At 60.6% G+C, this 24522-nt stretch carries 19 protein-coding genes; 5 read left to right on the top strand and 14 right to left on the bottom strand.

What is annotated here, in order from left to right; genetic code table 11:
- Positions 1-221 precede the first annotated feature (221 nt).
- The 3 genes from DSM100238_RS07520 to DSM100238_RS07510 form a co-directional block, all read right to left on the bottom strand.
- Positions 222-773 (bottom strand): hypothetical protein, encoded by a 552-nt coding sequence (locus DSM100238_RS07520; RefSeq protein ID WP_152356052.1) that lies wholly within the window; start codon positions 771-773, stop codon positions 222-224.
- A gap of 272 nt (positions 774-1045) precedes the next feature.
- On the bottom strand, positions 1046-1528 hold the full coding sequence (locus tag DSM100238_RS07515; protein WP_152356051.1) for a flavodoxin: 483 nt from the start codon (positions 1526-1528) through the stop codon (positions 1046-1048).
- Positions 1529-1627: 99 nt separating this feature from the next.
- Entirely contained in the window at positions 1628-2383 is a 756-nt protein-coding gene (locus tag DSM100238_RS07510) for a carboxymuconolactone decarboxylase family protein (protein WP_152356050.1), read from the bottom strand.
- A 585-nt stretch (positions 2384-2968) separates the two neighbouring features.
- On the opposite strand from DSM100238_RS07510, the gene DSM100238_RS07500 reads away from it, so the two are divergent.
- A complete protein-coding gene (locus DSM100238_RS07500; RefSeq protein WP_240812403.1) occupies positions 2969-3955 on the top strand; it encodes a YdcF family protein in 987 nt (328 codons plus the stop codon).
- Between the two features lie 82 nt (positions 3956-4037).
- Here the strand turns inward: DSM100238_RS07500 and DSM100238_RS07495 are convergent, their stop codons facing one another.
- On the bottom strand, positions 4038-6686 hold the full coding sequence (locus DSM100238_RS07495) for an excinuclease ABC subunit UvrA (RefSeq protein ID WP_376831021.1): 2649 nt from the start codon (positions 6684-6686) through the stop codon (positions 4038-4040).
- 177 nt (positions 6687-6863) lie between these two features.
- Between DSM100238_RS07495 and DSM100238_RS07490 the strand changes: the two genes are divergently transcribed.
- Positions 6864-7499 carry an endonuclease III domain-containing protein gene (locus DSM100238_RS07490; protein WP_152356049.1) on the top strand — a complete coding sequence of 212 codons (636 nt, stop codon included), beginning with the start codon at positions 6864-6866 and terminating at the stop codon, positions 7497-7499.
- A gap of 83 nt (positions 7500-7582) precedes the next feature.
- On the opposite strand, the gene hemW is transcribed toward DSM100238_RS07490, so the two are convergent.
- Together hemW and lepA are read right to left on the bottom strand one after the other, a co-directional pair.
- Positions 7583-8926 (bottom strand): radical SAM family heme chaperone HemW, encoded by a 1344-nt coding sequence (gene hemW / locus DSM100238_RS07485; protein ID WP_152356048.1) that lies wholly within the window; start codon positions 8924-8926, stop codon positions 7583-7585.
- Positions 8927-9027: 101 nt separating this feature from the next.
- Entirely contained in the window at positions 9028-10908 is a 1881-nt protein-coding gene (lepA, locus tag DSM100238_RS07480) for a translation elongation factor 4 (protein ID WP_152356047.1), read from the bottom strand.
- A gap of 238 nt (positions 10909-11146) precedes the next feature.
- On the opposite strand from lepA, the gene rpsT reads away from it, so the two are divergent.
- Positions 11147-11407 carry a 30S ribosomal protein S20 gene (rpsT, locus tag DSM100238_RS07475; protein WP_015450517.1) on the top strand — a complete coding sequence of 87 codons (261 nt, stop codon included), beginning with the start codon at positions 11147-11149 and terminating at the stop codon, positions 11405-11407.
- 108 nt (positions 11408-11515) lie between these two features.
- Here the strand turns inward: rpsT and DSM100238_RS07470 are convergent, their stop codons facing one another.
- The 3 genes from DSM100238_RS07470 to DSM100238_RS07460 all read right to left on the bottom strand — a co-directional run bounded on the left by DSM100238_RS07470 (position 11516) and on the right by DSM100238_RS07460 (position 14444).
- Complete coding sequence (locus DSM100238_RS07470) at positions 11516-12280, bottom strand: trimeric intracellular cation channel family protein (RefSeq protein WP_152356046.1); 765 nt, start codon at positions 12278-12280, stop codon at positions 11516-11518.
- Positions 12281-12447: 167 nt separating this feature from the next.
- Positions 12448-13575 carry a branched-chain amino acid aminotransferase gene (locus DSM100238_RS07465; protein ID WP_015450515.1) on the bottom strand — a complete coding sequence of 376 codons (1128 nt, stop codon included), beginning with the start codon at positions 13573-13575 and terminating at the stop codon, positions 12448-12450.
- A 224-nt stretch (positions 13576-13799) separates the two neighbouring features.
- Positions 13800-14444, bottom strand: a complete 645-nt coding sequence (locus DSM100238_RS07460) for a 50S ribosomal protein L25/general stress protein Ctc (protein ID WP_152356045.1) — start codon at positions 14442-14444, stop codon at positions 13800-13802.
- Between the two features lie 312 nt (positions 14445-14756).
- On the opposite strand from DSM100238_RS07460, the gene DSM100238_RS07455 reads away from it, so the two are divergent.
- Complete coding sequence (locus tag DSM100238_RS07455; protein WP_152356044.1) at positions 14757-15764, top strand: alpha/beta hydrolase; 1008 nt, start codon at positions 14757-14759, stop codon at positions 15762-15764.
- A gap of 903 nt (positions 15765-16667) precedes the next feature.
- Here the strand turns inward: DSM100238_RS07455 and DSM100238_RS07450 are convergent.
- The 3 genes from DSM100238_RS07450 to DSM100238_RS07440 are packed head-to-tail and all read right to left on the bottom strand — an operon-like array spanning position 16668 to position 19565.
- Positions 16668-18077 carry an NAD(P)(+) transhydrogenase (Re/Si-specific) subunit beta gene (locus DSM100238_RS07450; protein WP_152356043.1) on the bottom strand — a complete coding sequence of 470 codons (1410 nt, stop codon included), beginning with the start codon at positions 18075-18077 and terminating at the stop codon, positions 16668-16670.
- Positions 18074-18403, bottom strand: coding sequence for an NAD(P) transhydrogenase subunit alpha part 2 (locus DSM100238_RS07445; RefSeq protein WP_152356042.1), 330 nt, complete (start codon positions 18401-18403; stop codon positions 18074-18076). The genes DSM100238_RS07450 and DSM100238_RS07445 overlap by 4 nt, the downstream gene beginning before the upstream one ends.
- Positions 18404-18407: 4 nt before the next feature.
- Positions 18408-19565 carry an NAD(P) transhydrogenase subunit alpha gene (locus tag DSM100238_RS07440; RefSeq protein ID WP_152356041.1) on the bottom strand — a complete coding sequence of 386 codons (1158 nt, stop codon included), beginning with the start codon at positions 19563-19565 and terminating at the stop codon, positions 18408-18410.
- A 231-nt stretch (positions 19566-19796) separates the two neighbouring features.
- On the opposite strand from DSM100238_RS07440, the gene DSM100238_RS07435 reads away from it, so the two are divergent.
- Positions 19797-21806: an AMP-dependent synthetase/ligase gene (locus DSM100238_RS07435; RefSeq protein WP_376831023.1), complete on the top strand. Its 2010-nt coding sequence runs from the start codon at positions 19797-19799 to the stop codon at positions 21804-21806.
- 182 nt (positions 21807-21988) lie between these two features.
- On the opposite strand, the gene era is transcribed toward DSM100238_RS07435, so the two are convergent.
- Positions 21989-22987: a GTPase Era gene (gene era / locus DSM100238_RS07430; RefSeq protein WP_152356039.1), complete on the bottom strand. Its 999-nt coding sequence runs from the start codon at positions 22985-22987 to the stop codon at positions 21989-21991.
- The gene (locus DSM100238_RS07425) at positions 22984-24465 is read right to left on the bottom strand and encodes a hemolysin family protein (RefSeq protein WP_152356038.1); all 1482 of its coding nucleotides are present in this window, start codon (positions 24463-24465) and stop codon (positions 22984-22986) included. The genes era and DSM100238_RS07425 overlap by 4 nt, the downstream gene beginning before the upstream one ends.
- Positions 24466-24522 lie beyond the last annotated feature (57 nt).

Genomic DNA, 24522 nt, shown 5'->3' with positions numbered 1-24522 from the left:
GCCCTCACAGGTTACAGCGCAGACAGGTCAAATATCGTTGTTTGTCCATATACCGGCGACCTCAAAAAGTCAAGCCCCACATTCAGATCGGCACGGAATCCTTGTGATGCAGCCACATATCCGAGGCGTGAATCCCCGATGCGCCAGATCAGTCAGTATTAGTAATCGGTGACGTCGAACCGGCGATCCTTGAAGTAGTAATCGCGGTCGGTGCGCGACGACTACTGGCGGTTGTAGTAGGCGATGCCGTCGTCGGGGCGGAAATACGTGCGGATGCAGCCGCGATCCGACACGACCACGAAGTTATTGCCCGACTGCTGGTAGTACACGGTGTCGTCGTCCTCCGACTCGGGCTTGTGCATCGTGTCGGGCGCCTCGACCACTTGCGCGGCGGCCTGCTCGTAGTCCTCGGGCGAGGCGTAGCCCATCTCGCGGCCATGCTTGTCGTAATGCTGGTCGAGGCCACCGACCGTGCAGAACGAGATGTCGGAGGCGGTTGCGGAGCTGCCGGCATCGGCCGGAGCGTCGGAAGTCGCCGCAGCGGTGGCGGACGAATCCGACGGAGACGAGGACACCCACGATTGCGCGATCTGCTCGAGCTCCGGGATTCCGCCCGAGGCCACCGCGGCGACGAGGAAGGCGCCGGCGACGATCACGGCCGCGACTCGCCGCCCCGTATGCCGCTGTGACCTGCCGTGCCTGGTATCATCGTCGGAATCGTTATCGACATCGTCGTCGCGGTTATCGTGCCGGTTCGTGTTCTTCGATGCCATGCTGCGTCCCTTCTTCCTTCTTTTTTATGCTGTCTTCCTATGGTAAGCGCCGCTCCCTACCAAGGGATGCCCGTTGGCTGAGGATGCATTGCACCGCTTGGTTGTAAGTCAACAGCTGCAATCTCAAGGTTCCATCGGCAACCGCGAGCGCGATGGGAAGAGAACACACACGTTTCCCAAACCACAAACCTCCCACTTCGACGGAGAGCGTATCGATCGCCGAAGAGGGAGGTTAGCAGTGTGGAATCATTGCGGGTGCGTGAATCGCCTCGCTACAGCGCCAGGGACTCGAGCCAGGAACGGATGGCGGAATCGGATGCAGAGGATGGGAGGCGTTTGCCACCCAGCCATTGGGCGCCTTTGGCCATGTCCTTGACATCGGATTCATTGCCGAACGAGGAGCTTGACGAGGTGACGAACGCCGCCAGCTTCTTGCCGGTGAAATCGTTGGATGTGAGGAAATCGTCGATCGGCCATGCAGCGACGCCCCACCATACCGGGGCCCCTATGAACACTACATCGTAAGCATCCCAGTCCGGCACGGACGTATCCGCAAGCTTCACCGACTGGCGTGCAGCGGGATCGTTCGCCTCACGGTTGACGCGGCTTTCCGGATTGCGCCAATCAAGGTCCGCCGATGTGTATGGTTGCGCCGCCTTGAGTTCATACAGCGTGGCTCCAGTCGCCTCTGCAATGGTCTGTGCCACACGGCGTGTGCAACCGCTTTCAGTGAAATACACCACCAAAGTCTTCATTTGTTCCTCGATTCTTGAATCACCTGAGTCATGTGACTCGTTTGTGTTGTTGGTCTGAACCGTTCAATCCCGGTCGCAGACTGTCGATAGAACCGCCCGTCATGCCACGAGTGCGTCGTATTCGGCGTCGGTGACGGGCTCAAGCCATTCGTTGCTCATGCCTTCGCCGGGCAGTATGAACGCCAGATGGGAGAACCAGCTGTTCTTCGCTGCGCCATGCCAATGCTTCACTCCGGCCGGCACCTCCACAACGTCGCCTGGTAGCATGCGCTTCGCCGGTTGGCCTTCCAACTGGCACCACCCTTCACCATCGACGCAGATGAGGATCTGCCCGCCGCCACGCGTGGCATGGTGAATGTGCCAGTTGTTGCGGCATCCAGGTTCGAATGTCACGTTGTGGATGGTCAGCGGATCGTCAGGTGCGCTCACCTGCTTGAGGTAGGAACGTCCGGTGAAGTATTGCGCGTAGCCGTCGTTCGGTTCGCCCATGCCGAAGAAACCGCCGTGCTCGTCCTGCTCTGCCTCGTCACGCGTGACATCGGAGGCATACACTTCCTTTGCCATCGAGAATGCCGCCCATGCGTTCGGCCAGCCTGCGTAGAAAGCGATATGCGTAAGAATCGATGCTATTTCGTCGCGGGTCACGCCGTTAGTGCGGGCGGTCTGAAGATGGTATGTGAGCGAGGAATCAGTGATGCCTTTGCCGATGAGGGTGCTGATTGTGATGATGCTGCGCGTCTTAGGCGAGAGCGTGGGGTCGTTCCACACTTCGCCGAAGAGCACATCGTCGTTGTAATGGGCGAACTTCGGCGAGAAATCGCCCAACTGATCGTGTCCTGCCGTTTGCTTGATCATTGTCATCCCCTTGGTAATAGGGCCGAATGCTTACCCTTCGGCCTGTGTGGATTGAGTTGTGTTTGCATTGGGTTGCTACAAATGCGCCTGTGGGCTTGTTTGGACACCGCGTGCGAGGTATTCCGCGGCGAGTTTGGTCGTCACCCCGTTGTTGAGATTGGCTTCTGGATCAATGCTGAATCCGTCATGATGTGGTCTCCTTGTATATCGTCTTGCAATCCGCAGCACAGCGTTCCATGCGGCGCATCTCCCCGGGGTTGGCATCCAGCCCTGTTTGCTTTCGATAACTTCACCGTAGGACTTCAAGTGCACTTGAAGTCAAAGCGCGACACACCGAGAGTGAGAGAAGAAGGCGGAAAGGGGGAAAGCGGGGAGAAAGAGAGGAGATACGGGAAAGGAGATGACAAGAGATAGCGAAAAGGTATGAAATACGATGGAAAGCGAGGAACAGGGAAAGCTCGCCAACAATCGATACACATGGTGGCATGAGCTGCATCACCGCTGACACTACGTATTGAACGCGACCCGCGGCACGCAAGACTGCCCAAGGGCAATCCGCCGCAGACAACCGCTGAAGGACGATCCATGATGAATGAACTCCAGTCCGGGGACCCGCAAGACAACCGACACGATCCTCATTCAACAGGTGGCGCTACCGAAGCTGACACCGACACCACCAGCACCGCCACCGCAACCGGCGCCTCAACCGATGCCAAACCCACAACCACCGAATCCGCCAATGACACCGCCGCGACCGCCACCAACCCAGCCGCTTCGCACATTCACTTCCCTCTGCGCCAGGTGGCGACGGCGATTGTGAGCATCGGCGCGCTCGCCAGCCTGTGGTACGCCCGTACGGTCTACAACACGCACACCGGCACGTCATTCTGGCTGTTCTGGGTGGCTTTTGCGCTCGCCCTTGGCGTGTGGGCTGCGGTGATCTGGTTCCATTGGTGGCGTGCGCTGCCTAATGCGGTGCGCATTCCCATCGGCATTGTGCTATGCGTTGCACTGTGCGGTTTTGGCGTGTCGCAAGCCGCCATTGCTTCTCATATGCGTGACGAAGGCGATCGGAACCTTGATTACATCATCGTGCTGGGTGCTCAGGTCCACCAAGGCTCCCCCAGCCTCGTGCTGCGCTATCGCCTTGACAGGGCCGCCGAATACTTGCGTGCAAACCCTGGCACGACATGCATCGTCTCGGGCGGGCAGGGTCCCAATGAACCGTATGCGGAGGCGCGGGGAATGGCGGATTATCTTGAGCATGACGCCGGTATCGATGCGTCGCGCATCATTGAGGAGCCCGATTCCACCACGACTGTGGAGAACCTGCGCAACAGCCGCACGATCATCGACAGCGCCAGCAACACAGGCAGCGCCAGAAGCGACGTATCCGAGCCATCCATTGGCATCGTCACCAACGACTTCCATGTATTCCGCTCCCTGCACATCGCCCATGACCAGGGGTACACGGATGTGCACGGCATCGCGGCGGGCTCCCCGCGCGACATGCTCCTGAACAACATGGTGCGCGAGTCCTTTGCAGAAGCCAAATATCTGATCAAGCGCTGACTGACTGGCCGCCGTCTTCACCCGCCTCGCCGGCATCGCCCGCCACCAGCCGCCAGTTTTGCCTTGCCAGCTGTGCCCTGCCTCACAGGAACCTGCCGGTGAGGCTGTCGGGGTCGCGGCGGATGTCGTCGGGCGTGCCTTGGGCCACGATACGCCCGCCTTGCACACCTCCGAGCGGACCCATGTCGATGATCCAGTCGGCGTTGTGCATCACGTCGAGGTCATGTTCGATGACGATGACGGTGGCACCGTGGTCGATGAGCGTCTGAAACACGTCCAGCAGCGTGAGCACATCCTTGGGATGCAGACCGATCGTCGGCTCGTCGAACACGAACAGCGAATCATTCTGGGCGCGTCCCATCTCGCTGGCGAGCTTGAGGCGCTGCGCCTCGCCGCCGGAGAGTCCGGGCGTCTGCTCGCCGATTGTGAGATAGCCCAGACCTAGGTCGTGCAGCGTCTGCAGGCGCTGGCGCAGCAGCTTGAGCCCGCGGTTGGAATCGAAGGCTTCGAGCGCCTCGTCCACGCTCATGCGCATGAGTTGCGGCAGGCTGTATTCAACCGCGTCGTCCTTGGCTGCGCCGCCGAACGGGCGTCGTATCGCATCGGCCTGCTTGCCGTAGCGCGACCCATGGCAATCGGGGCAATCCACCTGCACATCGGGCAGGAACTGCACATCGAGCGAAATCTGGCCAGTGCCGTCACATGTGGGGCACCGCAGCCTTCCGGTGTTGTATGAGAAGTCCCCTGCCTTGAATCCCAACCGTTTCGCGTCATCCGTACGCGCGAACGCCTTGCGCAGCTCGTCGTGGATGCCTGCGTAGGTGGCGACGGTGGAACGCACGTTGATGCCGATCGGCGTGGCATCGATGAGCTTGGCATGCCGGATTCCCGGCGCCGAGACGCTCTGCACATGCGCGGGCAACATCACATCGTCCGGATCCGCTGCATCCGCGATCGCTTGGAGTGCCGGCACCAGACTTTCGAGTACCATCGTCGTCTTGCCGGACCCGGACACGCCGGTCACGACGGTGAGCCTGCCCTTGGGTATGCGCACGTCCAACGGATGCACGGTGTGAATGGCGCGGGTGCGCATGGCTATCGTGCCCAGATCGAACACCATGTCCTCGGGCACCACGGGGCGCACGCGTTCCGCAGCAGCAGCCGCACTTCCGTCAGCCGTCGCACGCCCCTCCGACCCGGACTCAACCTGCCGCGCGAGGAACGGGCCGATCACCGACCGGGCATCTCCCGCCAGGTCTCGCACCGTGCCCTGCGCGATCACCCTGCCGCCGTCCGCACCGGCGCCCGGCCCCATCTCGACAATCCAATCAGCATGGCCAAGCACCTGCGTGTCATGGTCCACCAGCGCTACGGAATTGCCGTCGGCAACCAGATCGTCCATCACACCCACCAATCCCTGCAGATTGTAGGGATGCAAGCCGATGGACGGCTCGTCCAGCACGTACAGCACCCCCGTCGTGCGGTTGCGCACAGCACGGGCCAGCTGCACGCGCTGGCGTTCGCCGGTCGACAACGTGGAACCGGCGCGGTCGAGCGACAGGTAGCCCAGACCCAGGTCCATCAAGCGGCGCGCCGTGTCGAGGAACGAATCGCCGATGTTCTTTGCCATCGGGCGCATCTTGGCGGGCAGCGAATCCGGCACGCCCTTGACCCACTCGATGGCATCGCTCAGCGTCATCGCCGTGGCATCCGCCAGCCCGATGCCCCGTAGTCTCGGCGCCCGCGCCGCCTCGCTCAGACGCGTGCCCTGACAATCGGGGCATGTGCCGTCCTTCAGGTATTTGGCGACGCGCTTCATGCCACGCTCGTCCTTGATTTTGGAAAGCGCGTTCTTGACGGTGTTGACGGCGCTGTAGTAGGTGAAGTCAAGCTCACCGTCCTGCTGGGCGTTTTTGCTGACGTAATGGATGTGCTTCTTGACCATGGGCCCGTGGTAGACGATGTCTTTCTCACGGTCGGTTAGATCGCGGAACGGCACGTCGGTGCGCACGCCCATCTCACGGCACACGTCCGTCATGAGCGACCAGATGAGGCTGCCCCATACGACGACGGCGCCTTCGTCGATGGTCTTCGACTGGTCGGGCACGAGGGTGGATTCATCGACGATGTGCGCGATGCCGGTGCCTTGGCAGGTCGGGCAGGCGCCGCGACTGTTGAAGGCGAGGTCCTCTGCCCCGGGCGCCTCGACCTGCGCCCCGCATTCGGGGCAGGTGATCGGCTGCATGGCGGCGACGGCAAGGGTGGGCTCGACGTAATGCCCGTTGGGGCACCGGTGGCTTGCCAGGCGCGAAAACATGAGACGCAGGCTGTTGAGCAGTTCGCTCATCGTGCCGAAGGTGCTGCGGATGCCGGGCACGCCGGGGCGCTGGTGCAATGCGAGCGCGGCGGGCACGTAGCGCACGTCGTCCACGTCCGCCCGTTCTGCCTGCGTCATACGCCGGCGCGTGTAGGTGGAAAGGGATTCGAGGTAGCGGCGTGAACCTTCCGCGTACAGCACGCCGAGCGCGAGCGATGATTTGCCTGATCCGGAGACGCCGGCGATGCCCACGATTGTGCCGAGCGGCACGTCTACGTTGATGTTGCGCAGGTTGTGGACGCGTGCCCCGCGCACTTCGATGGCGGCGGGCTTTCGGGATGGGGTGTGGGCCCGCGCTTGGGCGCTCGTGGGATGTGCGGGGAGCGACTTGTGGTTATCTGACGATGATGGCATCCGGTGTTTGTTCACAGTTACCTCCATGATTGCCGGTTCCATCCTTGCATGGCACCGTGACCGTCCGGAATGATTCAGTGATACGCTCAGCGATATGCTGAACACCGTGAACACAGCGGGGGCCTAATGCATCACTGCGGGCGGCGCTCGTGATAACGCGATGAGACGGGATTGATCATGGAACGCTTAACAGCGCAGCAGGTCTACGACAGACTGGTCGAAGGCTACGGCAAGCCGCGATGGTGGCCGGGCACGCCGTACGAAATCATGGTCAGCGCCGTCCTCGTACAGAACACGGCGTGGACGCAGGTGGAGAAGGTGTTCGCCGCATGGGGTGAACCCGAGCCCGCAAAAGTGCTGGCGATGCCTGTCGAACAGCTGCAGGAGACGATTCGCCCGTGCGGTTTCATGAAGGCGAAGGCGGCGACGATCCGAGCGGTCACCGAATGGTACCGCAGGTATGGCTTCGACATCGAACAGGCACGAACAGCAGACCAGCATCGGCTGCGGCGCGAACTGCTGGGTTTGAAGGGCATCGGCGCGGAAACCGCGGACGCGATGCTCGTGTTCGCGTTGCACAAGCCGTCGTTCGTCATCGACGCCTACACGCGCCGCTTCCTTGACCGCATGGGGTACGGGTTCAGCGACGACCGGCAAATCCGCCGCTTCTTCGAATCCGGCCTGCCCGCCGATTACCGGGTCTACGGGTGGTACCACTGGCTGCTGCTCGAACATGGCAAGAACCATTGCCGCAAGCAGCCGGTGTGCGAAGGCTGCGTGTTCAGCGAGGTATGCCCCGGACGGGCTCTCTGAGCATGCCACCGGCGAAGCCTGAATGGCGTCTCGATTTCCGTGTCACCGGGCGGTATACGGCAGTTGCGCCTTCTATCGGCGCGTCACAGGTAATCGAACAGATGTTCTATGATGAGGTCGTTCAACAACCGGCCGCGTAGCGTGGGCACGGCGATGCACCCTTGACCGGCACGCGAACCGGGCACCAATGTGACCAGCCCTTCGGATTGCAAAGAGACCCACCCTTCATCGGGAATGATGCCCGCGAAACGCGACGTGTCGAAGCCTTCTCGCAAGCGCAACCCCAGCATGAGCGTCTCCTCGCGGTCTTCCTGGGCCGTGATGCCTTCGCAGCCACCCCATGGCACGGTGCCGGCGTTGATCGCATGCGCCCAAGCGCGTGGATGGGCAATGTCCCAAGCGCGCAAGCCGACGGTACCGGTTGCCACCGATATGCTTGAGGTGCCGGGGGCGGCCGCCGCGGTCTTGCGGAATCCGGCGTCATCATGACGCGCAACCGCATCATCTGCACCAAGATCCTTTGACTTGGGATTGTCGCCAGCCCCGCTTTCCAGGCTGCAGCTCGCCACCCCGGCAGCTTCCCTGTCCAACCGGTAATGCGAATGTGCGCCTGGCCCTATACCAGCCCAATCGACGTTACGCCAATACCCCAAGTTGTGACGCGACTCGTAGCCAGGCCGCGCCCAATTGCTGATCTCATACCAGTGCAACCCGGCGTCGGCGAAAGCCTCATCGGCGATTTCGTATTTCGCCGCCTCATCATCATCACTGGGTTGGGGAAGATCGCCGGCGGCGATCATCCGGCCCATCTTGGTGTGTGGGGCGATGGTCAGCGCATATGCGGAAACATGATGCACACCAAGATCTATCGCCGTGCGCACGGATGTGCGCCAATCCTCCAAGCTCTCCCCCGGCGCCCCATAAATCAGATCCACACTGGAACGCAGCCCGCACGCATCGGCCGCCCGCAAGCCAGCCTCCACATTCGCTGGGGTATGCCGTCGGTCAAGGGTAGCGAGCACATGGGGCACGGCGGACTGCATGCCGAACGAAATCCTCGTGAACCCACCGTCGGCAAGCCGTTTGATATAGTTGGCGTCGACAGTGTCCGGATTCGCCTCAGTCGTGATTTCCGCGTCAGGCTCAATCCCCCAGATGCGACGCACCGCGTCGAGCATGGCGACCAAGTCAGCGGCGGGAAGAATCGTGGGCGTGCCGCCGCCGAAAAACACCGTAGCCGCCTTCTGCTCACGGATGTCATGCGCTGCCTGCCACGCACGCACCAGCTCCATCTCGCGAACCGCCATCCGCGCGTAATTGCCTCGAGACGCCCCTTCGCCTAAATCACGAGCCGTATAGGTGTTGAAATCGCAGTACCCGCAGCGCCTCATACAAAAAGGCACGTGGATGTACACCTCGAACGTCATGCCATACCACAATCCACATCATGCCGTCGATCGATTCGTCTCATACGGCGAATCAGACGGCGCTCCCCCAGGCCCGCCGTGTCTGCGGGCCTGCCGTCTACTCAGTTATCCGCTTTCTGAGCGGCGCGAATCTTGTCCTTCGTGTCCCGGTCCGTTCCAGCTTCGCCTGTCGAAAGCGCCGCGATGAACGCCTCCTGCGGCACCTCGACATGGCCGAGCATCTTCATGCGCTTCTTGCCGGCCTTCTGCTTCTCAAGCAGCTTGCGTTTACGCGTGATATCGCCGCCATAGCATTTGGCGAGCACATCCTTACGCAGGGCGCGGATATTCTCGCGTGCAATAATCCTAGAGCCGATAGCCGCCTGAATCGGAATCTCGAACTGCTGGCGAGGGATGAGCTCGCGCAGCTTCTTGGTCATCATGACGCCGTAGGAATACGCCTTGTCCCGGTGCACGATGGCGCTGAACGCGTCAACTTTCTCGCCTTGGATCAGGATATCGACCTTGACCAAATCAGCCGCCTGTTCGCCGTCCTCATGGTAATCGAGCGAAGCATAGCCCTTGGTGCGGCTCTTGAGCTGGTCGAAGAAATCGAACACGATTTCGGCCAGTGGAATACGGTAATGCATCTCAACACGCTCAGGGCTCAGATATTCCATATCGCCCATCTCCCCGCGATGCTCCTGGCACAAATCCATCACCGAACCGATGAATTCCTTCGGCGTGATGATATCCGCGGCGACCATGGGCTCGACGATTTTCTTGATTTTGCCTTCGGGGAATTCGCTCGGATTCGTGACGTGATGCACTGTGCCGTCTTCGGCGGTGACCTCATACGGCACGCTCGGGGCGGTTGAGATGAGATCAAGCCCGAATTCACGTTCGAGGCGCTCGCAGACGATTTCCATATGCAGCAGGCCGAGGAAACCGCAACGGAAGCCGAATCCCAAGGCGACTGAGGTCTCGGGTTCGTAAATCAGCGCAGCGTCGTTGAGCTTGAGTTTGTCGAGCGCGTCACGCAATTCCGGGAATTGCGCGTTGTCAATCGGGAACAGGCCGGCATACACCATAGGTTTGGGGTCGCGGTATCCGGGCAGTGGTTCGCTCGCCGGTTTGATGGCGGATGTGATGGTGTCGCCCACTTTCGACTGGCTGACATCCTTCGCCCCGGTGATCACATAGCCGACCTCCCCGGCGCCCAACGCTTTCGTGGGGGTCATATCAGGGCTGATCACGCCGATCTCGATGGGGTCGTGAGTCATGCCGATGCCCATCATGTGCAGTTTCTCGCGGGATTTCAGTTCGCCGTCAACCATACGGATATACGTGACGATGCCGCGGTAGGAGTCATACACCGAATCGAAGATCAGCGCTCTCGCCGGCGCTTTGGGATCCCCGTGAGGGGCGGGGACATCCATGACGATGGTGTCGAGCAGATCGGCGACTCCTTCACCGGTTTTGCCGGAGACCCGAAGCACATCCTGCGGCTTGCACCCGATGAGACCGGCGATTTCTTCGGCGTGCTTGTCAGGCTCCGCGCTGGGCAAGTCGATTTTGTTGAGTACAGGGATGATGGTCAGGTCGTGGTCGATCGCCATGTACAGGTTGGACAGGGTCTGCGCCTCGATGCCTTGCGTGGCGTCCACGAGCAGCACTGCGCCCTCGCATGCCGCCAGCGCGCGGGATACCTCATAGGTGAAGTCCACATGGCCTGGTGTGTCGATCATGCCGAGGGTGTATTCCGTACCGTCGACGGTCCACGGCACGCGTACCGCCTGGGATTTGATGGTGATGCCGCGCTCCTGCTCGATATCCATGCGGTCAAGGAAACGGTCGTGCATTTCCCGCTGCGGGACGATGCCGGACAGCTGGAGGATCCTGTCGGCGACGGTGGATTTGCCGTGGTCGATATGGGCGATGATGCAGAAGTTGCGGATCAGCGACTGATCGGTAAAGCCGGGTTTGTTGTGCGGTTCAATCACTGAGCGTTCTCCTTCTCCCGTACGTCAGGCGCCGGATGCTTGTCGGTTGGTGGGTTGATGCCGCCCGTGTGCTGTGTGGCGGGTGCATCGCAATTCCAATTGTTCTAGTCTAACGGTTCCACGCGGCAAATACATTCGCCGCGTCGCACTGCTGCGCGTCATTGTCGGCGCGTTATCCCGGTCCCGTGGTATCATAAACGCCTGTATGTCCTTATAGCAACCGTCGTTTGGAGTTACATTGGCAAACATCAAGTCGCAGAAGAAGCGCGTCCTGACCAACGAGAAGGCGCACAAGCGCAACGTGTCGGTGAAGTCCGGCCTGAAGACCGTCGTCCGTCGTACCCGCGAAGCCATCGCCGCTGGCGACAAGGCACAGGCTGAGGAAGCGTACAAGCTCGCAGCCCAGAAGCTTGACAAGGCCGCCGGTGCAGGCGTGATCCACAAGAACCAGGCTGCGAACCGCAAGTCCGGTCTCGCTCGTGCCATCAACGCACTGTGACCTTCTAGGCGCTTGAACCTTTTGAACGCCTGACAGAATCCCACGTTTGGGATTCTCAGTATGAGGGGCGCTCCGCACTGTTCGCGGGGCGCCCCTCAACGTTTTGTTTTACTGCTTCTGTTCATCATCCTGAGACGTACCGGCCTGCGTATGCTCCTCGTGATGGTGATACGAACGGTGCATCGCTTCCGGAAGGGTGACCGCATGCTCCCGCGGCACAGCTCCCGGAAGTTTGATATCGAATTTCACTGACAGTGTGCGCATCAGCACGACAAGGACCACAATGGCCACATCGAAGGCGATCTCCTGCGCGTAGGTGATGACCGCATGCATTTCAAGACGATACGACAGGACCGTCAACAGGCACCCGACCAATGAGGGGAAGGCATACCAGTGGCGGTCGCGGACGACCATCGGCACTTCGTTGAGCAGCGTGTCACGAATAAGGCCTCCGGCCAAGGCCGTGAACATGCCGAGAAACACGGCAGTCATCCCGCTCGTGCCGTACATCAGAGCCTTCTGCGTACCGTTCACGGCGAACAATCCAAGGGCAAGCGCGTCAAGAACGAGCATCGGCCATTTCAACTTATCGACTTCAGGATGAATCACAGCGACGAGCAACCCCGCGGCGAGCGTGGTGAACACCATGTTCCTGTCCGAAATGCCGACAGGAGGAAGCGCCCCAAGCACAACGTCGCGCACCAGTCCCCCGCCCAACGCCGTCAGCCATGTCGTCAGCACGATGGCGAACAAATCGTAATGTTTGCGCACCGCGGCAAGCCCGCCCAGCAGACCGCAACAGAACACAGCCACATATTCGATACCGAGGAAGAAGCCATTGCTTTCGAGTGTGACGGTGACAGTCATGATCATGCCTCCAGGTTGCATGGTGTGGTCGCAGCGGCGGGACACGGGACGGTTCGCGGGCTGATACGCTCGCGGACTTCTTTCTCTATACCGTAACAGGGCGACTCCCCGAAAGGAATCGCCCTGTTACAGAAAGACCGAAACGGTATGGGTTTCAGCCGATGTGCTTGGTCTCAGCAGACCTTCCACATCCAGTTGTGCGGATCTTCGATCTCGCCAAGCTGAATACCGAGCAGCTGGTTGCGCAGCTTCATGGTCAGCTCGCCGGAACCGCCGTCGGCGACGGTCACGTCGATGTCGTTGGACTTGAAGCGCCCAATCGGAGTGATGATGGCGGCGGTGCCGCAAGCGAACACTTCGGTGACCTCGCCGGACTTAATGTCTTCGACCAGCTGATCGAACTTGATCATGCCTTCGACCACATCGTGGCCGTCATCCTGCGCGAGCTGGATGATCGAACGACGGGTCACGCCAGGCAGAATGTTGCCCGTGAGCGACGGGGTCTCCAGGTGACCGTCCTTGTGCACGATGAACATGTTCATGCCACCGAGCTCCTCAAGGTAGGTCTTCGTCGCAGCATCCACGAAGCACACCTGCTCGCAGCCGTTCTTGATGCCCGTGTACTCACCGAGCAGCGAAGCGGCGTAGTTGCCGCCGCACTTGGCGAAGCCCGTGCCGCCAGGACCGACGCGGAACCACTTGTCTTCGATCCAGATGCTGACCGGCTTCACACCACCCGGGAAGTAAGGACCGGACGGGGAGGCGATCACGCAATAATCGACTTCCTTCGGGGCACGCACGCCGAGGAACGGCTCGGAAGCGAACATGAACGGACGCATGTACAGGGTGTACTCGCGGCGGGTCGGCACCCAGTTGGCATCGCGACGAACCAGCGCTGCGACGGAGCCGAGGAAATCATCAATCGGCAGCTCCGGCAGATACAGACGCTTGGCGGAGTTCTGGAAACGCTCGGCGTTCGCATCCGGGCGGAACAGCCAAATCGAACCGTCGGCGTGATGATACGCCTTCAAACCTTCGAAGCATTCCTGAGCGTAGTGCAGCACCGAAGCGCCCGGATCCATCTTCAGCGGACCATACGGCTCGATACGGCGATCGGACCAGCCTTCGCCGTCTGTCCACGTCATATGGGCCATGTTGTCAGAGAAAATCTGACCGAAAGCCGGCTTGTCGATCAGCTCCTGACGCTTGGCGTCCGAAGCCGGGTGATCGTTGGGCAGGACGGTGAATTCGTCGGCGAGCTTGTTGAGTTGCGCGGGATCATGATGTGATTGTTCAGTCATAATAACTTCTTCTTGAATCAACCGTTATCACGGTATTGCGTATGTTGCGCTGGTACTTGTGGCACCGGCTCTAAGGAGTACTCTCGCACAGGTCTGGGACGAATGTGTGAAGAGGTTCACATTATGAAAGAGCCGATTATGGCGGGACCCCGCACAGTGGCGGGGTCCCTGTCTATTCCATACTGCCGGGGCTTTGCGTATCCGCTATAGCGCCCGGCGGCGGATCACTTGTTGTCCGCAGCGGCGTCAGCGGCCGGAGCAGCAGCGGCGTCAGCAGCCGGGGCGGCAGTCGCGTCAGCGGTCTCGGCGGTGGACTCGGTGGCGTCCTCAGGCACCTCAACGGTGACCACGGACTCTTCCGGATCGTCGATGTCGAGCTCAGCGCCTTCCGGCAGCTCAACGTCCTTGGCGAAGACCTTGGTGCCGTCGGTCATGCCGTCAACGTTAATGACGATACGCTCAGGCAGGTTGGACACGTCGGCGCGCACCTTGAGCTCCTGGATGTCGACGAATGCGACAGCAGCGCCCTTCGGGGTGCCTTCGACGAAGACCGGGACCTCGACGTCGATCTTCTCGCCGGCCTTGACCTCGTAGAAGTCAACGTGCTCGACGATACGCTTGACAGGGTTGCGCTGAACGTCCTTGACGACTGCGATCTTGGAGTCGCCGCCGAAGTTGATGGTGAACAGCGCGTTGGTGTGGCGCAGTGCCAGCGTGGTCTCCTTCATCGGAAGGGTGACGAACACAGGCTGGTTGCCGCCGGCGTAGATGGTCGCCGGGATCTTGTTGGCTACGCGCAGACGGCGGGCGACGCCCTTGCCGAACTGGTCGCGGACTTCGCCTTCGAGGGTGATGGTGTTGGTTGCCATATGGCTCTCCTTCATGTTGGGGTTCCAAGAGCGGGATTGTTCCCGATCCAGTGTTGTTTCGGCGCGCCGACGCGCCGATTCCCGAACACCAGAAGGTGCCGTGCCATCAGCCGAGTCGATAACGGAGGCGTGCACCTCCCTCGCCAAAGCGTGGCGAACAAGTCGCCAAAGCAACTCTTCTACTATACACGAGTTCATGGACGAGGAAATCGATCCGTGGACACGAGACCCTGGGCGCCCGTACAGCCTTACGCGCCATTGCCGTGATTTGCGTAGAATAAACATAGTACATAGGCAAGGATCGGAGTCAATATGTCCGCGACCAACAAGTCAACGATTGAGCATATCGGCATCGGCGCGGCGACCACGGCATCCGTTGTCGGCGCCGGTCTGTTCGCTCTCGGGGAGACGGTGTTCCGAGCCGCTTGCGATGTGCGCTCCCCCATGTTCATCAAGCACAACGATCGTGCGGTTGAAGCGATCGGCGAGCAGCTCGAGCTGCAGAACAACGATGAACAGCGTGACGCAGTACGGTGGTTCCAGGCGACGCGGCAGTCATTGACCACGTACAGTGAGGACGGGCTGCGTTTGCACGCCTGGGTGTTGGATCCCGACAGTGTCGCCCCGAAGCCGCATGCATATGCGATATGCTGCCACGGTTTTTGCGGTGAACCGCAGGAGATGGCGAGATACGCGTTGCGGTATGCGCGCATGGGATGCACCGTGCTCCTGCCCGCCCTGCGTGCACATGAGCGCAGCCAAGGCAGATATGTCGGCATGGGGTATCTCGATCGCCGCGATGTGATGCGCTGGATCGATCTTGTGGTCCGAGCCGACCGAGATGCGCAAATCATCTTGCATGGCAATTCCATGGGTGCCGCGGCTGTGATGCTCGCCGCGGCGGAGCCGGATCTTCCGGCGCAAGTTAAGGCCGTGATCGAGGACAGCGGGTACTCGAGCATCAGTTCCGAGATGCGTTTTGTGGCGAGGTCGATGATGCGGTTGCCGCGGGTTGTCGGGTTGCCCATGCTCGGCGTCATGAGCATGATTTGCCGTATGCATGCGGGATTTTGGCTGGCTGATGGGGATTGTGTACGTGCGGCAGGGCGTATTCGGGTGCCGATGCTGTGCGTGCATGGGACTGCGGATCAACTGGTGCCGCATGAGTTCATGGACAGAATCGTCAGCGCGTACCATGGGCGGCATTGCCGGATGCTCAGCGTGGCCGGAGCCGGACACACGTTGTCGTCGGTGAAAGACCCCGATACGTACTGGCGAATGGTGCAGTCCACGGTTGATGAGGGATTGAGTCTGGCGTAACCGCAGGAATCGCCTCGCTGCCTCCCCGTGTTTTCCCCGTCCGCTTGCTTGTTCACATGCGTTCTGCGGGTTATTGGCCAAAATGTGTGTCCGGAAATCGGGTGTGAGGGGTTGTCCTGCCGGGCGTGTCGCGGTTTCGAATCCTCATGCCGCCACTTTCGAACCCGGCCAGAATGTGTGTCCGGAACCGGCGCGGACCCCTTGCGGTGCAAGGCGTACAGGCGATTCGAATGTGCCGGGTCGCGCATGCCATGACATACGTCGCGCGCCTGACGGAAGGCTTCCCGCACTGTCCGGGGCCATACTGCCGGTTTGCGTATGCCCGGGCATGCACGAACCGCAAAACACGGGGCCTCCACTGCCGTTTCCCGCCGATATCCGTTCAGCTTCGCATGCCACGGCATACAGGACGCGCACACGACCAGAGCAACAATCAAGACTCCCACACACCCCACCAGCAGACACACATTTTGGCCTATAACCCCGTTCTGCCGCGTTGGTGCGCACGGATTCGGTCGATTGCTGTCGGCAATGATGCGGGCAAAGGAAAGGCGGTGCCGCATGTCCGCCGTTTGAACGGGCTTGCCGACACCGCCATATCACACACACGAACCGGCTTTTGGCCAGCATCGTCGTTCTGTTGCCGTCACGCTGTCGAACCGCATACACGCGCGCCGCGTATACATGGCGACGGTCTTGTTCCATCGTGTTGACGGCCTTGCGCCTCGTTATGTGATGCTAGCAACCGGTGGCATCCGCCCGCCGCTCATGTCCACATCATGGTCGCATTTTCGGACGTATCCGGGAAAACAGACAACAGAAACGGGTCTGAATCCGCCCGTTGAAAGGCGATACAGACCCGTTTGCGGCAATCCAAGGTCGGTCATCATGCGCGCTGGCGCATCATGCCAACAACTCCTTGACCGCTGCGATCACCGCTTGCAGTCCGGCCTTCGCATCACCGAAGAGCATCTGCGTGTTGTCCTCGAAATACAGCTCGTTCTCAATGCCGGCATAGCCACGGCCTCGACCGCGCTTCATGACCACGACATGTTGGGCTTGATCGACATCGAGGATCGGCATGCCGGACACCGGGGTGCCGGGCCGTCGAGCCGCAGGATTGGTCACGTCGTTCGCTCCGACGACCAGAGCCACATTTGCGGAAGGGAACTGCGGATTGATGTCATCAAGGTCCACCAGTTCGTCATAAGGGACGTTCGCCTCAGCCAGCAGCACATTCATATGCCCTGGCATACGGCCGGCGACCGGGTGAATCGCGTAGGACACCTCCACGCCGTGCTCCTTGAGCAGTTCGCCCAGGTCGGCGAGCTCACGCTGGGCTTGCGCCTGGGCGAGACCGAAGCCGGGGACGAAAATGACCTTCTGCGCGTACACGAGTTGAACCGCAACATCGTCCGCCGTGGTCTCCTTCATGGTGCCTTCCGGACCATCCGTGGCGGCTGAGGCGTTCGCAGCGCCGCCGAATCCGCCGGCGAGCACGCTGTGCAACGGCCTGTTCATCGCCTGGGCCATCAGGATCGACAACGTCACGCCGGCAGCGCCGACAAGGGCGCCGGCGACAATCAGCGCGACATTGTCAATGGCCAAGCCGCTCATCGCCACTGCGGTACCCGTGCATGCGTTGAGCACGGAGATGACCACCGGCATGTCGGCTCCGCCGATCGGAATGACGAAGACCAGACCGTACACCAACGCGAACACCGTGGTGAGCACAGCCCACAGCAGACGTTGCCCCGGCTGCACGCACAGCATCACGAAGGACGCAATGGTCAACACGATGAACAGCACGTTGAGCATTCCCTTGCCGGGCAATGTCAGCTTGCGCAGGAACTTCACGCCTTGCAGCTTGCCTGCCGCGACCAGCGAGCCGGTGAAGGTGACCGAGCCGATGACCACGCCGAGCCCGGCGGTGATCAACACCACCAGTCCCGGTGCCTTGGCGGGAGTGAGGATATCGTTCAGCGCGACGAGCGCCGCCGCTCCGCCACCGACGGTGTTGAAAATCGACACCAGTTGCGGCATATCGGTCATCTTCACCTTTTTCGCGCTGACGACACCGGCCACTGCGCCGATCGCGATACCCAGCAGCAACAGGATGATCGCGATATTCGACCGGAATCCGGTGGCGACCAGGTGCACGAACGCCATGATCACGGCGATCACCATGCCGACCGCGGAGATCTGATTGCCGCGGCGGGCGGTTTTCGGCGAATTCATGAAATGCAGGCCGATGACGAACATCACGGCCGACAGCAGATAAACGAACCAGGCTACGGTATCAATGGCGTTCACTTGCCGGCCTCCTCGTGAGTATCAGCGGTATCCGCAGACTTCGCGGGTTTGGAACTCTTGAACATCTCGAGCATGCGGTCGGTGACCACATATCCGCCGACGACATTCATCGTGCCCAGTACAGCGGCGAGGAATACGAACACATACGCGAGCGGCGAATTCGCTTGCGCGGCGACGATCACGACGCCGACAATCACAATGCCGTGAATCGAATTCGCGCCGGACATCAGCGGCGTGTGCAGCGTCGCCGGCACTTTGCCGATGACTTCGACGCCGATCAGCAGCGCCAACACGAACAACGTAATGGATACAACGAGCGGATTCATGAGGTCACTCCCCTTTCTGTTCGGATGTTTGGGTTTCGGATGCGTCGCGCCCGGCGACTACGAGGGCGTCGTCCAGCTCGTCCCCGGCAACCGTCTTCAAATGGCCGTCGCGCACGAAATGGGACAGCACATCCGCCACGTTGCGTGACAACAGGTTCGATGCGGTGTTCGACACTTCCGAAGCAAGGAACGGTGCGCCGATGATGGTGACACCGCCTTCGGTGGTCTGGGTGCCGACCGTGGACCCCTCGACATTGCCGCCGAGATCGCTGGCCGCGCAATCGACGACGACCGCGCCCCGATGCAGAGCATTGACGCCTGCCGCGGTGAGCAGCACCGGCGGTTTGCGACCGGGGACCTTCGCCGTGGTGATCACGATATCGAACTGGGCGGCTTTCTGGTCGACCGCCGCCTGCTGTGCTGCCTGCTCCTCCTTCGTAAGCTGGCGCGCGTAACCGCCTTCGCCTTGGCCGGCGGAGAAATCAAGCCCGAGATCAAGGAATTTCGCGCCCAGGGATTCGACTTCGCCTTTGGATGCGGGACGGACATCATACGCCGTGACGACCGCGCCCAGACGCCGTGCGGTGCCGATCGCCTGGAGTCCGGCGATGCCGGCGCCCAGCACGAGGACCTTCGCGGGGCGGATCGTGCCCGCTGCGGTCGTCATCATCGGCAGGAAGGACTGATAGGCGTTCGCAGCGACGAGTGCCGCCTTATAGCCCATGACGGAATTCTGCGAAGTCATCTCGTCCATGGATTGCGCTGCGCTGAGCTGCCTGGGCAGACGCTCGATGGCGATGGCGGTCAGCCCCGCCTGAGCCAGAGAGGAAATATACGCATCATCGGTGAACGAGCCGAGGATGCCGATCACCCACTGCCCCGGGCGCATCGCCGATACCAATGAAGCATCCGGGCGCGATACGAACCCGAATGCGTCGCATGTCTTGAGCAGCGTCTCCCGGTCGCATACTTGGGCGCCGGCGCGCTCGTAATCGGCATCGGTATATTGCGCGGCCTGTCCCGCGTCATGTTCGATCAGGCATCCGACGCCTTTCTTGCGCAACCTTGCGACAATGTCAGGTGTCAGTGCCACACGCCGTTCATGCTCGGTCGTCTCATTGAAGACACCGAACTGCACGCCGGCTTCTGGTAGTTCAGCCATAGCAGCCCTTTCTAGCTTCATTACTATTTGCGTACGTGGGTACGGGCACAGTGTACCGTATATCACGGTTCGAGACGTAGGCTGTTCCGCCAGTCGGTCCGACGCTGCCGGCAGCTACGCAACCGTAAGGTGACGATGACGTTATTTTCGACTATCATGACAAGGTTGATAGCTGTAGTGAAGGCCAAGGAGTGAGACGTGTCCCTACTGAATTCCATCAAGGACCAGACCATGAGAGTCACCCGGAAGGCGCTGCGCCTTGGCGGGGATTTCACCCATCCGGTCAGCGACGATCAGCCGGGTGATCCTGACTATGTCGATCCGCAGGACATCGAAGTTGCGGATATGCCGGTCAATCTGCCCAATAGCGCCGAATGGGGGCCAGGATACCCCACGACCACGTTCATCGACCAGAAGACGGGTTGCCTGACATCCACCACCGCCGGCAATCCCCCGCTCGACGACGGTTGGAGCATCTATGACATTTATGCCGACCGTGCCAAGCGTATGGGCGACAAGCCGCTGTATACCTTCAAGGTCAACGGCGAATGGACGACCAAGACGGCGAATGAGTTCCTTCATGAAGTCCGTGTGACGGCCAAAGGGCTGATGCATTACGGCCTGAAGAAGGGTGACGGTGTCGCCTTCATGTGCCGCACCTCCTACGAATGGGATGTCTTCGACGCGGCGGTCATGGCGTGCGGCGGTGTGTTGGCCACCATCTATGACACCGATTCCGCGGAGCAGATCCGCAATATCGTCGATAATTCCGACGCACGCTTCCTGGTCGTGCAGACCACCGACATGCGTGACAAGGCTGACGGCGCTCTGGAGGAATGCCCCACGCTCGAACAGATTTTCTGCTTTGAAACCGGCGGCCTCTATGAGCTGCAAGCCTATGCGGATGCGGTCAGCGACGAGGAGCTTGACGCACGTATCGATTCGGTGAAGAAGACCGACCTGTGCTCGATCGTGTACACATCCGGATCGACGGCAGCGCCCAAAGGCGTGGAAATGACGCATGAGGACTATTGCGCGACCGCGCTCAACCTGCCGGATTACATGCCCGACCTGTTGCACGACGAGAAGAACAGCATCCTGCTGTTCCTTCCGCAAGCGCATTCCTTCGCCCGCGCGATCAATTACATCTGCGTGGCCAGCGAGTTGCGCATCTACATCGCCGAAGGCATCAAGACCATGATCGGGGATTTGCAGGTCTCCCGTCCATCGGTGATGATCGTGGTGCCGCGTGTCCTCGAGAAAATCTACAACGCCGCCTCCCAGAAGGCCGGCCACGGCGCCAAGGGCGTGATGTTCGCGGCCTCGGTGGTCACCGCGCAACGGTATATGAAGGAAGTGAGCGACCAAGGCAAGGCCTCGACGCTCACCCGCATGGAGCGTGCAGCGTATGATCCACTGGTGTACAAGTCGCTGCGGGAAGTGCTCGGCGGCCGTGCCAAGTGGATTGTCACCGGCGGCGCCCCGCTGGATCCGGATCTGCTGGCGTTCTTCCGCGGCGCCGGCATCCCGGTGTATGAAGGCTATGGCCTGACCGAAACCACCGCGCCTTGCGCATTCAACCCGCTGGGCGTGCCGTTCCATGAGGGATCCGTGGGCATCCCGTTCCCCGGCTTCTCTGTTCGTCTTGCCCAAGACAACGAGATCCAGGTCAAGGGCGCATCCGTGTTCCACGCCTACCACAAGAACGAGGAGGCGACCGAGACCTCCTTCACGCAGGACGGTTGGTATGCGACCGGCGATTTGGGTCATCTCGACGACAATGGATTCCTGTATATCGTCGGCCGTAAGAAGGATCTGATCATCACTGCAGGCGGCAAGAACGTCTCCCCCGGTCCGATCGAAGAGACCATCCAGCGCTGCGAATTCGTCTCACAGGCCTTGGTGCTCGGCGACAAGCGCCCGTTCATCTCGGCGCTGATCACCCTCGATGAGGATTCCTTGCGTCCCTGGCTCAAGTCCAAGGGACTCAACGAAGATATGTCCATGCAGGAAGCTGCGAACAATGCCGTGGTGCGCGCAGAAGTCCAGAAGTATGTCGATTTGGCCAATGAAGGCGTCTCCCGGGCAGAGTCTGTGCGCAAGTTCATCATCTTGCCTGAGGAATTCACCCAGGAGAACGGCTTGCTCACCGCTTCGATGAAGGTGATCCGCCCGAAGGTCATCAAGCGGTACTCGACCTTGCTGAACACGCAGATGTATACCAAGCGTAAGCAGCAGTAATTCGCCGAAGCGCGAATGTCGCAAACGCCGGTGGCCCGGTCCCGTATCTGTGCGGGGCCGGGCCACCGGCGTATTCAATAGGTTTCCGGATGTCCTTACAGGCTGGTCATCGATGGGCTATGCCCTCACCGCGGTTTGACGCAGGCAAGTCATCACCTGCTCAGACGCGGTGACGACCTGAATCAGAAGCCGAGCCGTTCGAGCTTCTTGGGGTCGGATTGCCAGTCTTTGGCGACCTTGACATGCATATCAAGCCTCGCCTTCTGGCCGACAATCCGATTGACCGGTGTCCGCAGCTTCTTGCGCACTCTGACCAGATGCTCAGCCTTGTGGCCGATGATGATGGGCTTCTGCGAGTCACGCTCGACATAAATCGAAACCATGACGTGCGCTTTGCCGTCACTGTCGGGGTCATCGGCGTTGGGGTATTCGATGCCGTCGACAACAACCGCAAGCGAATGGGGAAGCTCGTCATCAAGCTCTTCGAGGAACGCCCACCGCACCAGTTCGGCGATGGTGGATTCCGGCTTCTCCTCGGTCAGCTGTTCCGCCGGGTACATTTGTGGGCCTTCGGGCATGTGCTCGATCAGGACATCGCGCACTTCCGAGACATTGTCATGCTCCAGGGCGCTGACGGGGACGATATCGGTGAAATCGGCGAAGGCGTTGACTTGGATCAGCTTCTCCATGAGTTCCTGACGGTTGAGCTCATCGATTTTCGTCACGATGGCGATCAGCGGGATCTTCCACTCGAGCGTACCGTCTTCACGTTTTTTCGTGAATTGGGAGCGCAGTCTGCTGAGAATGCGCTTGTCGCCCGGGCCGATTTCCTGGTCGGCAGGCAGCAGGAACGCGACTTCATCGACGTCGGCGAGTGATTCCTCGACGACATCGTTCAACCGCTGGCCGAGCAGGGTGCGCGGGCGGTGGATGCCGGGCGTGTCGACCAGCACGAGTTGAGCGTTGTCGGTGGTCACGATACCGCGAATCGCTTTACGCGTCGTTTCCGGCCGTGAGGACGCGATGGCGATCTGTGTGCCGACCAGGGCGTTCATCAACGTTGATTTGCCCACATTCGGCCGACCTACGACCGCGACGAAACCCGATCGATAGGCCTGATGCCCTTTCGCGGGTTTTTGCTCGGCGGATTCGTGTCCAGTGGTGGTGTCGCTTTCGCTCATGCTGCTCCTTGTTCGTGGCGGTCCGTGGCGGTGTCTTCATGTCCGCCCGCGGATGGATGGCCGTCTGGTGTTGTCGTGTCGTGTCGGTCATTGACGTGCGGTCCGCCTGATTGCTGTTTGTCACCAGTGTCCTCGCCGGGCTCGACGTGTGCGGGTTCGACGACGATCGTCGACACTTTTTTGCGTCTGCCGGCAGAATCCACGGCAGTCAGACGCAACCCGCGGGTGACTGCCGATGCGCCGACGATGGGAACGCGCCCCAACAGTTTGGTCAGCAAGCCGTATACGGTATCGACATCGTCCTCGTCAATGCCGACTTCGAAGATGTCCTCAAGATCGGCGATGGGGGTTCTTGCCGGCATGCGCCAGGTATGCTCGCCGATTTGCTCGGGTTCGCTGTGCTGCGTGCGGTCATGTTCGTCCTCCAGCTCACCGACGATCTGCTCGATGGTGTCTTCGATGGTGACCATGCCCGCGATGCCGCCGTATTCGTCCACCACAATCGCCACATGCTGGCGGGTCCGTTGCATTTCATGGAATAGATCATCGACCGGCTTGGATTCAGGGACGAGCATGGGGTTGCGGATGATGCTTTCCACATCACGGGTCATGGCGTCAGGATTGAAGGCCGTAGCGCGTACCGCGTCCTTGAGATAGGCCATGCCGACCAGATCGTCGACGTCATCGCCGATGACCGGGACCCGCGAGAACCCGGATCGTGAGCACAGCTGTAAGAAGTCCTGGAGGTTATGCCCGCGCTCGATGCAGATCATGTCGGTTCGTGGCACCATGATTTCGCGGGTCAAGGTTTCGGATAAGGTCAGCACATTGCGCAGCATCTCGGAAACTTCGGGGTCGAAATCGTTGGCTTCGACCAGCCGGTCGATGGTGGCGCGGCCTTGCTCGAGCTGCAACTTCTCAAGCTCCTCGTCATCGGACAGCTCGGACTGTTCACGATGATGCCGTTTGCCGACTTTGTCTCCGCCGACCTTGGCGAATGGGGTCAGCGCGACGGCGAAACGGACGACGCGTACATGCCTGAGCATGATATCCACGGGTTTGACTGCGCCGGCGGAGCGTGGACGGACGAGAATGGAAACCACTCCGATGAGCACGCCCGCTATGATGCCGCTCACCAGTTGGATCCAGAGTACACCGCCGCATAGGGACACGATGCTGGCGACCAGTACGCCGTCAAACACGTTGCACACGATGCGGAAGAACGCGCATGAGCCTGAAGTCGCGAAGCGGTCCGCAATCAGATGCTGGACCTTGTGGATCTTGTCGATTTTCTTCATGCGTGAGAACTGCGTGAGTTCCTGGTCGGTCTGGATTTCCAGGATCCGGTTGTTCAGGCTTGCCCTGGTTACGCGTGATACCGCACCTTCCGCGGCTGCCATGGATAGTGACAGCCATACCAGCAGTGCTGCGACCACAGCGAGCAACGCAATCAGCACCATCGTGGTCGTATCAGGCATTCCATTCCCCCTCCGTCGTGTCAATAGCCGGCGCAGAGCCGACTGCTAAACTGTAAT

It is taken from the genome of Bifidobacterium apri (assembly GCF_009299485.1).
Lineage (GTDB): Bacteria > Actinomycetota > Actinomycetes > Actinomycetales > Bifidobacteriaceae > Bifidobacterium > Bifidobacterium apri.
This window is presented reverse-complemented; position numbering and strand designations above follow the sequence as displayed.